This is a genomic window from Synechocystis sp. LEGE 06083, assembly GCF_015207725.1.
Lineage (GTDB): Bacteria > Cyanobacteriota > Cyanobacteriia > Cyanobacteriales > Microcystaceae > Synechocystis > Synechocystis salina.
In genome coordinates, this window is record NZ_JADEWJ010000078.1 from 1 (window position 1) to 14,233 (window position 14,233).

Consider the following 14,233-nt stretch of genomic DNA (forward strand, 5'->3'; position numbering starts at 1 on the left):
GCTGGTTGGTATTCAGCGCTGGGGGGCTTGGTGAGGACGTTGGGGGGGATGATGGTTTGTTCCCGGTTGAGCCAACGGCACAGTTCAAATACTTGGGTTTTGGGCACGTCGGCGATCGCCGCTAGGCCACCATTCATATCCCCATAGAGGGTGCAGTAACCCACCGCCATTTCTGACTTATTGCCCGTGCTGAGGAGTAGATGACCAAATTTGTTGGCGATCGCCATGAGGAGATTGCCCCGGATGCGGGACTGGAGATTTTCTTCCGCAATGCCAAAGGGAGTGCCCTGGAAGAGGGGTTCTAGGGCTTGGTCATAGGTAGCCATAATTGGGCCAATGGCAATGGTCTGGGTAGCAATGCCCAAATTGTCCGCTAAGGCTAAAGCATCCTGAACAGAATGGTCGGAACTGTAGGGAGAAGGCATCAGAATTCCCAGGACATTTTCTTTTCCTAAGGCTTCGACGGCAATGGCCGCCACCAGAGATGAATCAATGCCGCCACTGAGGCCTAAAATCGCTTTACTAAAACCGCATTTATGGAGGTAATCCCCCACCCCCAACACCAGAGCTTGCCATAACTCTTCGGGGCCAGCCATGGGTAAACTAGCTAATTTTTGTCCAATTAATTCCCCTTTATTGAGGTCATAATTTAACAGGGCTAAATCCTCTTGAAATAATGGCGATCTCCCGATAATTTTACCTTGATTATTGACGGCAAAACTACCACCATCAAAAATTAAATCGTCGTTGCCTCCCACTTGATTAACATAAATCAAAGGAACATTAAATCTTTTGGCACTGTGGCTAATTAAAGATTCTCGCAGGCGATGCTTGCCACAACTGTAGGGAGAAGCGGACAGATTAACAACTAAATTTACCCCCTGGTCGATCAAATCCGTGAGGGGATTAACTTGGTAAAACTTTTGCCCCCAAAAGGCTTCATCGTTCCATAAATCTTCACAAATAGTTACACCAATTTTGACATTTTTGTAAGTAAAATATTCACTCTTGGGGGCCGAGGCAAAATAACGGTCTTCGTCGAATACATCGTAGGTGGGCAAGAGACATTTATGAAACCGCTGTTTTACCTGCCCTTGCTCAATTAATACGGCACTATTCCAAAGTTTTTTTTGCCCCTGATGTTCTGCCTCGTGGTGAGGCGTAACAGTGCCCACCAAAACTGCCATAGAAGGGGGTATTTTTTCCGCCAACCGTTGTAATTCCCCCTCCAATTGCTGAACAAAACTTGGATTAAGTAACAAATCCTTAGGGGGATAACCACATAGGGCTAATTCCGGCGTTAATAGTAAATCAGCTCCCCTTGCCTGGGCTTGCAGGGCCGCAGTGACGATTTTTTCGGCATTCTCGGCGATCGCCCCAATGGTGGGATTAAGTTGGGCAAGGGCAATGGTAAACATAGTCAGAGGGGTATTATGGTAATTATCACTTTAATCCACCGACGTCAATTCAGACAAATATGAGGGCCTTATCTTTAAAAGGGGCAAAGGCCTGGGCATCAAAACGAAAAAGACTGGCGGGACGACCCACCCCTTTACTGATTTTTTGGCCAGTATCTTTGAGAAAACCCAACTTTAGTAAGCGGGAGCGGAAATTAGAATAATCGGAAAAATCTTCCCCTAAAACCGTGGTGTATAGTTGAAATAAATCGTTTAAGGTGAACAATTCTGGCAGCACTTCAAAGGCAATGGGACTGTATTCCAACTTATTGCGGAGCCGTTGATAGCCATAGTCAAGGATTTGGTTATGGTCAAAAGCCAAGGGGGGAATGGCCGCCACATTATGCCAACTGACTTGACTCAGGTTTTTGCTCATTAGTTGGGCATCTTCGTAGCGGATTAAGGCAAAATAGCTGACGGATAGATACCTGACTCCATACTGATCCGGGGCTTCCCTGGGGTCTCGACCAGGGTTGCCAAATGTGTATAGTTGTTCTAGGTAAAGATTTTTGACGGCAATTTTTTCCGATAAAACCCGGTGGGCCGCCCCTTCTAGGGTTTCCCCCATCCTTACTAAAGTACCGGGAAAGCTCCAGTAGCTTTGATAGGGGTCATCTTCTCGTTTAACTAATAAGACCAATAAACGATGCAGGTGGGTATCTACGGAAAAAATTACATTATCTACACCCACTTTGAAGTCAGCTAAATAGTTTGATCGAGACTGGCCCATAGGATTTATCAATAATTTGTTTGACCTATATTTGTCGGCGTTTACCGGTCCAATTTTGGTTGACACTGGGGGCAAAAGTGGGCCGAACGGCCAGCTAATTTAAGTTTGGCGATCGCCGTACCACAATGGCGACAGGGTTCCCCTTCCCGACCATATACCTGGGCTATACCACCGTAATTACCATTGATACCCGTCACCTGACGATAGTCACTGAAGCTAGTGCCTCCCGCGGCGATGGCCGCCGTCAACGTGGCTTTGATTTGTTGATGTATCCTTTCACAATCCTGCCGACTAACCTGATTACTGCCCATGGTAGGGTTCAAGCCACAAAAAAATAGCACCTCATCGGCGTAAATATTACCCAACCCCGCCACCAAGCGTTGATCCAACAGGGCATTTTTTAAAGGACGGCGACTAGATTTCAGCTTTTCGTAGAGATATTCCGCCGTAAAATCTGCTCCAAATGGTTCTGGCCCCATCTGCCCCAGCCCCGTAATTACTTCGGCCCAAGGGCGATCGCCTGGTAGGAGCCAAATTTTACCAAAGGTGCGGGTATCGACAAAGCGTAACTCCCGGCCACCTTCGAACTGGAGCACCACCCTAGTGTGCTTTGGCCTCTGCTGACTCCGCTCCGCCCAGAGTAACTGTCCTGTCATGCGTAAATGGCATCCCAACCACCCTGTTGGGGCTTTGGTCTGACTTTTTCTGAGTTCCCCCAGCAAATACTTACCCCGCCGTTGCCAGCCCACCAAGCGACAACCGGTAATTTGACTTTGAAAATCCTCAACAGAAACGGGGTAGGCAAGACTGCGATCAAGCAACACTTCCCCTCCCCCGATGGTCTGCTCCAGGGTCAAACGATTGAGCCCCCGGCATACTGTTTCCACTTCTGGTAGTTCTGGCACAGTTCAACGATGCAAATTTAGTCCATGGTCAAGACTATTTTGCCGCTGCTTGCACCAATTCCAATTCATTCTCGGCAAAGTTGTTGGTGTTTACCCCGGAAGCACTACCGCTGAAACCGTTGTAGTTCACCCGCTCGAAGCGCACAATCACCGGATAGAGAATGCCGCTTTTTTCCACACTAGCAACCGTGCCAACATCACCGTACCAGTAGGACTCAGTGCGTTTGATTCTAACTTTGTCACCACGATTTAAGGCCATGATTTAATTCCTTAGATAATTGCGATTTGTAAAAAACTATCCCGTTTGCTGGTGTCCCAAGGAAGCCCCAGGCAACAACCCAGCCCACTTAACGCCAAATTCTACCAGCTTTATTCTGCGTCCTCCCCCTTCCCCCGACTTTCCTAAAACAATTCTTTACATATCAATGCCCTGGGGACCAGTTCCAGAGATAAGATCTCGACCAAATGTCCCTTTCTGGAACAATGGATGGATAATGGAAGGACAATCGGTAGTGATAAATAATTTTAAATTTTCTTTAAACTCGCCCCTCCATTTACCAAAACCAAATAAAATTCTTTTGTACCGCAGTCCGGTATAGGGTTTGATTCCCAGACCGCCCGATGGTCTGAAGGTTTTCCTAGCAAGAAAACCATGGTGTAAGGGGAGTATGGGGTTGAAGACTGTGCCCCCAATCCCCAAGTCGAGAAATCATCAAAAAAGTCAAAATGACCTACAATCACTTTTTTAAATGTGACCGATGGCTAAGATTTTAGTAATTGAAGACCAGCTAGAGGTCAGGCAGAACATAGAAGATATCCTCACCTTGGAAGACTATGAAGTTATCTCTGCCCCCGATGGTGAAACCGGTCTGGCTTTGGCGAAGCAACATCTACCGGACTTAATTCTCTGTGATGTGATGATGCCCAGGGTAACGGGATTTGAGGTGTTGATGACCATGCGTCAGGATCAGGAGTTGGCAGTTATTCCCTTTATCCTGTTGACAGCGAAGGCGGATCACCATGCATTTCGCCAGGGGATGGAATTGGGGGCGGATGATTATTTAACCAAACCCTTTACCATTGATGAATTACTCCATGCCATTACCAGCCGTTTAGACCGCCATTATCAGCGCCAGGCCATGGTGGAAAGTCGTCTGGATAATTTGCGCCAGCACGTCACCCGTTCCCTGCCCCATGAATTGTTGACCCCCCTGAACGGTATTTTGGGCACGTCCCAGTTGATGATCAATTTCTACGATTCCCTGTCCCACAATGAAGTGATGGAATCGTTGCATGACATCAAAACCTCTGGGGAGAGACTCTACCGTTTGGTGGAGAATTTTTTGTTAATGGCGGATTTAGACTTGCTGTTGGCCAGTCCCGCTCGTCTACAGGTGTGGCAATCCCGTTTGAGTCAATACACTGAATTACCATCGAGTTTGGTCCCGATGTTGGAAAATTTGGGACAGAATCAACCCCGCCGTCAGGACGTGGAAATGATGGTTGTGCCCCAGCGCATCCAAGTGGCCGAGCCGGATTTTCAGAAAATTATTCGAGAGTTGATCGACAATGCTTTTAAGTTTTCCCTGCCTGGCACCCCAGTGCAACTGGAAGCAGTGGTTAAAAATGGCCTCTGTGAACTGACTATCCAAGATCACGGTAGGGGCATGACCAAAGAGGAATTAGGTTCCATCGGCGCCCATGTCCAATTTCAGCGCTCTGAATTTGAGCAACAGGGTTCCGGCCTGGGGTTGACCTTAGCCCAACGGCTAACGGAACTCTACGGTGGCCAATTGGCGATCGCCAGTGTCCCCGGGGAAGGCACCACCATTACCATCCAGGGCTGGGAATCGGCCCCCATTTAAGCCACTGATGAACTGATGAATAGTATTGAAAGTGATATTTTCTAACATCTCCTGGCAGCGCCACAATCTGCCCCGCTTTAAATCCTAGGTAAGTTATTTTTAAAATATTGTCCCATTCTCCCTAGTTGATGGGAGCGTTGCCTGTTTGCCGATAGTTGTAATGTAATTCCCCATGGATAGCACCCCCCACCGTAAGTCCGACCATATCCGCATTGTCCTAGAAGAAGATGTCCTAGGCAAAGGGGTTTCCACCGGCTTTGAAAGATTGATGCTAGAACACTGTGCTCTGCCTGAAGTGGACTTGGACGGGGTGGATCTGGGGCTGAACCTCTGGGGGAAATCCCTCGCCTACCCCTGGTTGATTAGCAGTATGACCGGGGGCACTCCAGAGGCCAAGCAAATTAATTTGTTTTTGGCGGAGGTAGCCCAAACCTTGGGCATTGCCATGGGTTTAGGTTCCCAACGGGCCGCCATTGAAAATCCTGATTTAGCCGCCACCTATCAAGTCCGGTCCGTGGCGCCGGACATTTTACTTTTTGCCAATCTCGGATTAGTGCAGTTAAATTATGGCTACGGTTTGGCAGAAGCCCAGCGGGCCGTGGCCATGATCGAAGCGGACGCTTTGATTTTGCATCTCAACCCCCTCCAGGAAGCAGTGCAACCCGATGGCGATCGCCGTTGGTCGGGGCTCTGGCCCAAGCTGGAAACATTGGTACAGGGTTTGGAAGTGCCGGTCATTGTCAAAGAAGTGGGCAATGGTATTAGTGGCCCGGTGGCCAAAAGATTGCAGGAATGTGGCGTCAAGGCGATCGATGTGGCCGGAGCCGGGGGCACCAGTTGGAGTGAAGTAGAAGCCCATCGACAAACCGATCGCCAAGCGAAGGAAGTGGCCCATAATTTTGCCGATTGGGGATTGCCCACAGCGCTGAGTTTGCAACAGGTGGTGCAAAACACTGAACAGATCCCAATTTTCGCCAGCGGCGGTATTCGTTCCGGCATTGATGGGGCCAAGGCGATCGCCCTAGGGGCTACCTTAGTTGGTAGTGCGGCACCGGTATTAGCGGAAGCCACAGTCAACGCCCAAAGGGTTTATGACCATTACCAGGCCCGCTTGAGGGAACTGAAAATCGCCGCCTTTTGTTGTGATGCGGCCAATCTGACCCAACTAGCCCAGGTTCCCCTCTGGGACAGACAATCAGGACAAAGGTTAACTAAACCTTAAGGGACATTTTGCTCTGGTTGACGATACAGTGAAGGCTGGACTGCTTGATCTCGATATAGCTGCGGAGTAGGGCATCAAGCCATAGTTTTCCTTCAATAATCCCCCCATGAAATGGCATAAAGAAAGCAAAGTATTATTACAAGGAGTACATCATCCCCTCGGTTTAACCTATCTAGAGCAGATGCGGAGTTGTGGTACCAAACTGGTGGCGGGGGTGAGTCCGGGCCATGGGGGGGAACTGATTGGCGATTTGCCGGTATTTGACTTGGTAGATTTGGCCGTTAAAACCTTAGGCTCCGTGGACATTAGTTTAATTCTCAATCCCCCCTACCGAGTTTTAGATGCGGCCCTAGAGGCGATCGCCGCTGGCATTCGTCAACTGGTAATTGTGTCCGCCGGAGTCCCACCCCTGGATATGATCACCCTCCTGCGGGAAGCCCAAGCGACCCACACCCTGATCCTTGGTTCCGGCAGCCAAGGCATTATGGTGCCCCAACAGTTTTCCGTCGGTACCCTGGACCCCAGTTGTTACCTGCCTGGGCCCATCGGCATTATTAGCCACTGCGATCGCCTCACCGACGACATTGCCCAAACCTTAAGCGCAGCCGGCCTGGGGCAATCCATGGTGATTAGCCTGGGCACCGATGGCCTCAATGGTTCCAACTTTGAGCAATGGCTCCAGGTGCTGGAAGAAGACGAACAAACGGAAACTATTTTATTGCTGGGGCAACCCAACAGTAACGGGGAAATGAGGGCGGCGGATTATGTGGCCTCCGCCATTGAAAAACCAGTGGTGGCCTATCTGGCGGGGCGGGGCGCAAAAATCAAACGGCACTTTGGCGACTCCCTAACCATTGTGGCCAACCAACTGTCCCATAAACGTCCCCTCTTAACCAGCGTCGAGCAAACGGTACAAGCCTTTGAGAAAGCTAACATTCCGGTGGCGGAAGCCCCCTGGGAACTGCCCATTTTTTTACCCCTGGCCATGGAAAGTCGCCATTTGGGCGGTGATTAGGGCAAAGATGATGGAGACAGCTTCTTCTTTTTTCCTGGCGGTCACCAGGGGGTTGGTTACCAACCCAAGCTTTCAGCTATGCTTATTGGAGTAGCGGGAAGAATCTTGATAGACTGGCTGGGAGCTATGCCAATTTGTGTGATTGAGTTTGAGGAAAATTGTTGATGAAAGCCATGATTTTGGCCGCCGGCAAGGGCACTCGGGTCAGACCAATCACCCACACCATTCCCAAGCCGATGATCCCCATTCTGCAAAAACCAGTGATGGAATTTTTGCTGGAGTTATTGCGGCAACACGGTTTTGATCAAATCATGGTCAATGTGAGTCATCTGGCGGAGGAGATAGAGAGTTATTTTCGGGATGGGCAGAGGTTCGGCGTACAAATAGCCTATTCTTTTGAAGGCAATATTGTCGATGGCGACCTGGTGGGCAAAGCCCTCGGATCGGCGGGGGGATTAAAAAAAATTCAGGAGTTCAATCCCTTTTTTGACGATACTTTTGTGGTGCTTTGTGGTGATGCACTAATTGATTTGGACCTCACCACTGCGGTCAAGCTCCACCGGGAAAAGGGGGCGATCGCCACCATTATCACCAAAACCGTGCCCAGGGAATTGGTCTCTAGCTATGGCGTAGTAGTTACTGATGACAATGGCAAAATTTTAACCTTCCAGGAAAAGCCAGCGGTGGAAGAGGCCCTGAGCACAGAAATTAACACGGGCATTTATATTTTTGAGCCGGAAGTGATTGACTACATTCCCTCTGGTCAGGAATACGACCTGGGGGGGGATCTATTTCCCAAGCTGGTGGACAGCGGCCTGCCCTTTTACGCGGTCAATATGGACTTTGAGTGGGTGGATATTGGCAAAGTGCCGGACTATTGGCAGGCCATCCGGGGGGTACTTTCCCGGGAAATAAAAAATGTACAAATTCCCGGCATTGAAGTTAGACCGGGAGTATATACCGGCATTAACGTGGCCGCTAACTGGGACAATATCGAAATTGAGGGCCCAGTGTATATCGGTGGTATGACCCGCATCGAAGATGGGGTAAAAATCATTGGCCCCTCCATGATTGGCCCCAGTTGCCTGATCTGTCAGGGGGCGGTGGTGGACAACAGCGTAATTTTTGAGTATTCCCGTTTAGGCCCCGGGGCCCGTTTGGTCGATAAATTAGTGTTTGGTCGTTACTGTGTGGATAAAACCGGAGCGGCGATCGATGTGCAGGCAGCGGCTTTGGATTGGTTAATCACCGATGCCCGCCATGCGGCCGTGCAATATCGCCAGGAGTATCCGCCCCAAAGGGAAATTTCCAAACTTCTCCAGCCGGAATAGTGGGAGAAATGGACTGGTGAGGAATTGTTTTCTTTTCCCCTGGTTACAACCTTTGATTGAATGGGGGAAACTTGGACAGATAACCTAGCTAGGCAATTCTAATTTTTGTAGGGATAGCTGGGCCGCCTGGGACACTTGGGGATGTTCGTCCCTAACCATGAAAGTCAGAGCGGAACGACTCTGGTCACAGGGTAAATTCCCCAGGGCTTCCGCTAATCTTTGGCGAATTAACCAATCTTCGTGGGAAGCAAACGCCAAAATCGCCTCCACTGCATCCACCGCGCCAATTTCCCCTAGAGCTGCGATCGCCGCTTGTTGCACCACTGCTTCATCACTTTTCAGCGCTTCTAGCAAGACAGTTTGGGCTCGAATATCTTTTAAATTGCCTAGGGCCACCGCCGCACTGAATCGCACCAGCCATTCCGTATCTTCGTAAAAAGCTCGGCAGAGGGGATGGAAAGCCCGTTCGTCTTCTAGGTAACCCAGGGCCCCCGCCGCGTCGGCCCGGATGCCGTAATCTTCATCGGTTTCCAACAGCTTAACCAGAATGGGATAGCATTCCTCCGTTTGCTTAATGCCCAGGGCAAACACCGCCATGGAACGCACCTGCAAAGTATCGTCATCCAGAACTTTCTTAATCAGAGGCACCGCTTCCTCGCTGGAATAGGGTCTAAGGGAAGCTAGGGCAATGAGGCGATCGCGGGAATTGGGGCTGTCGAGTTGGCTGGCAATTTGTTCGAGGGTCAGGGCTGTCATGGCTAGGTTTCTGAGAATTTCTTCTGCCATTGTAACAAAACTTTATAAAACCATCTTGGTGTTCTCCCCCGGCGATCGGTCGGTAAACCCCCCACCGACAAATTTTCCCGAGGCAACATAATCCCGTAAACTTTCTTAATATAGTTCGTCCCCTGAGGACAGGAGGAAATTGCGGTGACCATTACCTTTGTCAAAGAGCAGAAAGATATTATTGTGGCCCAGGGTGCCAACCTAAGGGAAAAAGCCCTGCAGAATGGCGTTGATATTTACACTTTGAAGGGAAAGTTGATGAACTGTGGCGGCTACGGCCAATGTGGCACTTGCATAGTGGAAATCACAGCGGGCATGGAAAATCTTTCCCCCAAAACCGATTTTGAAAATAGGGTGTTACGCAAAAAGCCCGACAACTTTCGCCTCGCTTGCCAAACCTTGGTCAATGGGCCAGTGAGTGTGAATACCAAACCCAAAGGCTAGGGGCGATCGCCGAGGATTTAGGATTTGCTCAAGCCTTGTCGAGGGTAGGCATCCCCCTTATATTAAGTTCCAAAATTACCCTCAAATCTAATTAATAACCGTCTCTTTCGAATCCCCAGGGTGGAGGCCGGGAGATTTCTGTTCTTCCCCTGGTCCGGCTGGAGCGGCATTCTGTTTGGCTAGTTCCCGTTCCAGGGTGCTGAGTTCAGACTGGAAGCGAATTTGTATTTTGGGTCCCGAACTAGCTAGACGCAGAACCATGCCATCCTTTAGGACGAGTTCTTCCACGGTTTCCGCTTCCATATAGGTGCCATTGGCCCCCAAGTTAACGGCAACCCAACCATCCCCTTCTGGTCGGAGCTCTAAATGGTGGCGGGATACTACAGCACTGTAGAGTACAACATCGTTATCCGCCGCCCTACCCACACGGATGCTTCGTTCCGATTCAAAGGTCCAGCTCTGGACAGCAACGCTTTTACCCGGCAGGAGGAGGGTGAGTGTGATGGCGGACATTCAAGTTATGCGTGCATTTGATTAACTGTTTCCCATTGTACGGTCTGTCCTGCTTTTGCACCCAGACAATCTTGACGGGGCTGATCGCCGGAGAGTCAGTCGTATTAAGGCGCCCTTAATGTCAACGAAGGAAATCAAGCCGGGGCCACAGGGCAGATTTTGCCAGCGCCATGTTTTGATAATATGGGAAGCCTAACTATCATGCCCGATTACCTCGGCATTGATAACAATTACCGACAAATTAACCCTAGAAAATTACCTGACTGCGTTTAGCGAAGGGGAGGATTGACCGCGATGGACAATAAGCAAATGTTGATGATTCCGGGGCCAACTCCCGTACCCGAAAAAGTTTTGTTGGCCATGGCAAAGCATCCCATTGGCCACCGCAGTGGTGATTTTAGCAAAATCATCGCTGAACTGACGGCAAACCTCAAATGGTTACACCAAACCCAAAATGATGTGTTGATGCTGACCACCAGCGGCACGGGGGCGATGGAAGCGGGCATAATTAACTTCCTCAGCCCTGGCGATCGGGTGTTGGTGGGTAATAACGGTAAATTTGGCGATCGTTGGGTTAAGGTGGCCAAAACCTTCGGTTTAGCAGTGGAAGAAGTTAAGGCCGAATGGGGCAAGCCTTTGGATCCCAATGCCTTTAAAACGCTGTTGGAAGCGGATACTGCCAAGACCATCAAAGCTTTGATCATTACCCATTCCGAAACCTCAACGGGGGTACTGAATGACTTGGCCGCCATCAATACCGCTGCCAAAGCCCACGGTGGAGCGTTAATGATTGTGGATGCGGTGACCAGTTTAGGAGCCACTCCAGTGGCGATCGATGAGCTGGGTCTAGACGTGGTGGCATCTGGTTCCCAAAAGGGCTACATGATTCCCCCTGGGCTAGGTTTTGTCTCCGTCAGTGGCAAAGCTTGGCAGGCTTATGAAAGTGCCACCATTCCCCGCTTCTATCTAGATTTGAAAAAATATAAAAAATCCACCGATGAAGATAGCTCCCCCTTCACTCCCCCCATCAACCTAATGTATGGGTTGCAAGCATCTCTGCAAATGATGAAAGCGGAGGGCCTAGAGGCTATTTTTGCCCGCCATCAACGGCACACCAATGCGACCCGGGCGGCCATGAAAGCTTTGAACCTACCTCTATTTGCCCCTGACAATGCGGCCAGTAATGCCATTACCGCCGTTGCTCCCCTGGGAGTGGAAGCGGAGAAAATTCGCAGTACCATGCGCAAAAAATTCGACATTGCCATGGCCGGTGGGCAGGATCACCTCAAAGGTAAAATCTTCCGCATTGGGCACCTGGGCTTTGTCTGTGACCGGGATATCCTCAGTTGCATCGGGGCTTTGGAAGCCACTTTGATTGAACTTGGTTATGAGGGTGTGAACCCTGGAGCTGGGGTGGCTGCCGCCGCTGGAGTTTTGGCCCAGGGTTAAAAAAAGCCCTAGCAATCTCAAAATATCAACAATGGCGATCGCCCCGGAGGGGAATTAAACCAGGGAATGGACATGTTTCTGACCTTGGCTTTGATTCTCCTTCGCCCATATTTGATGCCGGTAATGGGGGTGCCAACTGTGACCCAGCCAGTTTGAAGCAGAACTGATAGGCTGAAAGTAGTTGGACGTAGGGCTTAAATTTTTATGCAGTTATCCATTTGTTTACCGGAAACCCCCCTCACCGTGACCCCGGAGCAATTTCTGGCGATCGCCGTTGCCAACCCAGACCTACGCTTAGAGAGAACTGCCAACGGAGAGTTAATTGTGAACCCACCAACGGGTAGTGAGTCCAGCCGCCGTAATCTGAGTATTACTGCACAGCTCTGGAATTGGGCTGAAAACCATTCTGAGTTGGGAGTGGCATTTGAGTCTTCCTGTGGTTTTCGTTTACCCAATGGTTCTACCCGTACCCCCGACGCGTCTTGGGTCAGTCGTGAACGTTGGGAGGCCTTGAGTCCAGTGGAGAAAGAGGGATTTGCGCCCCTTTGTCCCGATTTTGTAGTCGAATTGCGCTCCAAAACTGATAGCCTGTCTACCTTGCAAGAAAAAATGCGGGAATATATGGAGAACGGTGCCCGTTTAGGCTGGTTAATCGATCCCCAGAACTGTCAAGTGGAGATTTATCGTTCCACAGGTAAAACAGTAGAAATCTTGCAACAGCCGGACACTTTGTCGGGAGAAGATGTACTGCCGGATTTTGTGCTTTCCTTAACTCGCATCTGGCCTTAACTGCATTTCAGACCACTATTTCTGCCTTAACCATTGCTTAATGGGGAAAACCGTGCTAAGCTTCCAACCCTATGCACTACGCCATCCCCAAAACCTACGCCGAACTAGATGCCCTACGCCGTTTCCCCGCTAACGAGGAATTGGTGGCAGTGGCGATCGCCGGGGTCATTAACTGGGCCCGGGCCAACGAGCAATCTTTGGATGACGTGGTTCAGGAAATTTTGGCGGAGGATGGTTTATTGGATTACGTCCAAAGGGACCGCCTCAGTGAGATGATTGTGCAGGCTTGGCAGGCGTTACCGCATTTGCCCAATCCTTTGCCCAGTGGAGCACCGTCTGTACCCGGGAACTGGTGGGAGCCTCGCAGTAAAGCCGTAGTAAAGGTTCCGTCCCACTAAAACGAATTAATAGCCAACCGCCACCGGCCATGCGGAATTTGTAGCCGTCGGTGGTCAATAGATCTGTCACCTTTTCCCCAGCGATTTCCGTTAGGGGGTTTTCATTTAGGGTTTGTACCAAGGCAGTGCGGACAGCCATGCTGGCCAAAGGTAAATCAATGCGGTCATATTCACTAACAAAGCCGACTTTTTCCTGGAGCCGACCATATTGCTTACTAATATCCTGCCGGGACTGCACCACCGTTTCCAACACATACAGGGCCGATAACAGGGCATCCCGTTCGGGAATGTGACTCCCATAGCCAATGCCACCGGACTCTTCCCCACCAATCAACACTGGGCTAGTTAACATCCTGTCGGCTATGTACTTATAACCGATCGCCGTTTCTGTGAGGGGAATGCCGTAAAGCTCTGCCAATTTTGGGATTAGGTCGGAGCCGCTAACGGTTTTAACGATTTCCCCCTGGAGGCCCTTTTGGGTAGCCAGATGGTAAATCAAAATGGGAATTAAACCCTGGGAACTGAGAAAATTGCCCTGGCCGTCCACTGCGGCAATGCGGTCCGCATCCCCATCAAAAATCAAACCCACCCGCAACTCTGGCCCACCAGCTTCGGCCACCGTTTTCAGCGTTGCTAATAATTTGGGGACATATTTGGGCAAAGGTTCCGGGGATCCACCACCAAACAAGGGATCCCGATCGCCGTTAATTTCATCGATGGGGCAACCAAGTAACCGTTCCAAGCCACTGGCAGCTGCTCCGTGCATCACATCGGCAAACACCCGCAATTTTCCTTGTTGAATCGCAGTTCTAATTGGTGTCACATCCACTTTGGACTGTAAACCCTGGCAGTAACTAGGCCAGGGATCAAAATACCGCAAACTGCCTCCTGATGAGGGCGGGAGCAAGGGATTTTGTAATTGGGCTTCGATTTTTGCGGTAATGTCTCCCCCCACAGAACCCCCAAAGGCCCCTTTTACCTTGAGCCCTAAATAGTTGGCCGGGTTATGGCTAGCAGTTAAAACCAAGGCGCCTAGGGCATTTTCCTGGTGGGCCGCCCAACTAAAGGCCGGCGTGGGAGCATAACATTCGCTCAACCACACTTCAAAGCCCAACTCCTGCACCGTCTGGGCCACCAACAGTGCAAATTGTTCCGCCATAAAACGGCGATCGTATCCCACAATTAAGCGATGTTCCCGACCATTACCGCCAAATTCTTCTGCCAACACCTGGGCCGCCGCCGCCGCTACTAATGCCACCCGCTCAAAGGTAAATTCTGCGGCAATTACCCCCCGCCAACCATCGGTACCAAATTTAATCGGAGCAGGAG

At 50.3% G+C, this 14,233-nt stretch carries 14 protein-coding genes; 7 read left to right on the plus strand and 7 right to left on the minus strand.

Annotation, left to right across the window (positions count from 1 at the left end; genetic code table 11):
* The 4 genes from IQ219_RS07970 to IQ219_RS07985 form a co-directional block, all read right to left on the minus strand.
* Nucleotides 1-1,418, minus strand: a 1,418-nt coding sequence (locus IQ219_RS07970; protein ID WP_194072282.1) for an NAD+ synthase, incomplete at its 3' end; no start/stop codon positions are given.
* A gap of 49 nt (nucleotides 1,419-1,467) precedes the next feature.
* Nucleotides 1,468-2,187, minus strand: coding sequence for an NUDIX domain-containing protein (locus IQ219_RS07975; protein ID WP_194019349.1), 720 nt, complete (start codon nucleotides 2,185-2,187; stop codon nucleotides 1,468-1,470).
* A 41-nt stretch (nucleotides 2,188-2,228) separates the two neighbouring features.
* Complete coding sequence (locus IQ219_RS07980) at nucleotides 2,229-3,092, minus strand: DNA-formamidopyrimidine glycosylase (RefSeq protein WP_194019350.1); 864 nt, start codon at nucleotides 3,090-3,092, stop codon at nucleotides 2,229-2,231.
* 34 nt (nucleotides 3,093-3,126) lie between these two features.
* Nucleotides 3,127-3,351 (minus strand): photosystem I reaction center subunit IV, encoded by a 225-nt coding sequence (locus IQ219_RS07985; protein WP_190597961.1) that lies wholly within the window; start codon nucleotides 3,349-3,351, stop codon nucleotides 3,127-3,129.
* Between the two features lie 499 nt (nucleotides 3,352-3,850).
* On the opposite strand from IQ219_RS07985, the gene IQ219_RS07990 reads away from it, so the two are divergent.
* The 4 genes from IQ219_RS07990 to IQ219_RS08005 all read left to right on the plus strand — a co-directional run bounded on the left by IQ219_RS07990 (nucleotide 3,851) and on the right by IQ219_RS08005 (nucleotide 8,525).
* The gene (locus IQ219_RS07990) at nucleotides 3,851-4,957 is read left to right on the plus strand and encodes a hybrid sensor histidine kinase/response regulator (protein ID WP_194072283.1); all 1,107 of its coding nucleotides are present in this window, start codon (nucleotides 3,851-3,853) and stop codon (nucleotides 4,955-4,957) included.
* Nucleotides 4,958-5,129: 172 nt separating this feature from the next.
* Nucleotides 5,130-6,179, plus strand: coding sequence for a type 2 isopentenyl-diphosphate Delta-isomerase (gene fni / locus IQ219_RS07995; protein WP_194019352.1), 1,050 nt, complete (start codon nucleotides 5,130-5,132; stop codon nucleotides 6,177-6,179).
* 106 nt (nucleotides 6,180-6,285) lie between these two features.
* Nucleotides 6,286-7,194 (plus strand): CoA-binding protein, encoded by a 909-nt coding sequence (locus tag IQ219_RS08000; RefSeq protein ID WP_194019353.1) that lies wholly within the window; start codon nucleotides 6,286-6,288, stop codon nucleotides 7,192-7,194.
* Between the two features lie 164 nt (nucleotides 7,195-7,358).
* On the plus strand, nucleotides 7,359-8,525 hold the full coding sequence (locus IQ219_RS08005; RefSeq protein WP_190597965.1) for a sugar phosphate nucleotidyltransferase: 1,167 nt from the start codon (nucleotides 7,359-7,361) through the stop codon (nucleotides 8,523-8,525).
* A gap of 84 nt (nucleotides 8,526-8,609) precedes the next feature.
* Here IQ219_RS08005 and IQ219_RS08010 read toward each other — a convergent pair whose 3' ends face one another.
* Nucleotides 8,610-9,311 (minus strand): HEAT repeat domain-containing protein, encoded by a 702-nt coding sequence (locus IQ219_RS08010; protein WP_190597966.1) that lies wholly within the window; start codon nucleotides 9,309-9,311, stop codon nucleotides 8,610-8,612.
* A 144-nt stretch (nucleotides 9,312-9,455) separates the two neighbouring features.
* Between IQ219_RS08010 and IQ219_RS08015 the strand changes: the two genes are divergently transcribed.
* Nucleotides 9,456-9,755 (plus strand): 2Fe-2S iron-sulfur cluster-binding protein, encoded by a 300-nt coding sequence (locus IQ219_RS08015; protein WP_190597967.1) that lies wholly within the window; start codon nucleotides 9,456-9,458, stop codon nucleotides 9,753-9,755.
* An 87-nt stretch (nucleotides 9,756-9,842) separates the two neighbouring features.
* Here the strand turns inward: IQ219_RS08015 and IQ219_RS08020 are convergent, their stop codons facing one another.
* Nucleotides 9,843-10,268 (minus strand): FHA domain-containing protein, encoded by a 426-nt coding sequence (locus IQ219_RS08020; protein ID WP_190597968.1) that lies wholly within the window; start codon nucleotides 10,266-10,268, stop codon nucleotides 9,843-9,845.
* A gap of 294 nt (nucleotides 10,269-10,562) precedes the next feature.
* Between IQ219_RS08020 and IQ219_RS08025 the strand changes: the two genes are divergently transcribed.
* Together IQ219_RS08025 and IQ219_RS08030 are read left to right on the plus strand one after the other, a co-directional pair.
* Nucleotides 10,563-11,717, plus strand: coding sequence for an alanine--glyoxylate aminotransferase family protein (locus IQ219_RS08025; protein WP_194072284.1), 1,155 nt, complete (start codon nucleotides 10,563-10,565; stop codon nucleotides 11,715-11,717).
* Nucleotides 11,718-11,921: 204 nt separating this feature from the next.
* A complete protein-coding gene (locus IQ219_RS08030; protein WP_194072285.1) occupies nucleotides 11,922-12,506 on the plus strand; it encodes a Uma2 family endonuclease in 585 nt (194 codons plus the stop codon).
* Between the two features lie 264 nt (nucleotides 12,507-12,770).
* On the opposite strand, the gene IQ219_RS08040 is transcribed toward IQ219_RS08030, so the two are convergent.
* Nucleotides 12,771-14,233, minus strand: a 1,463-nt coding sequence (locus tag IQ219_RS08040) for a phosphoglucomutase/phosphomannomutase family protein (protein ID WP_228016803.1), incomplete at its 5' end; no start/stop codon positions are given.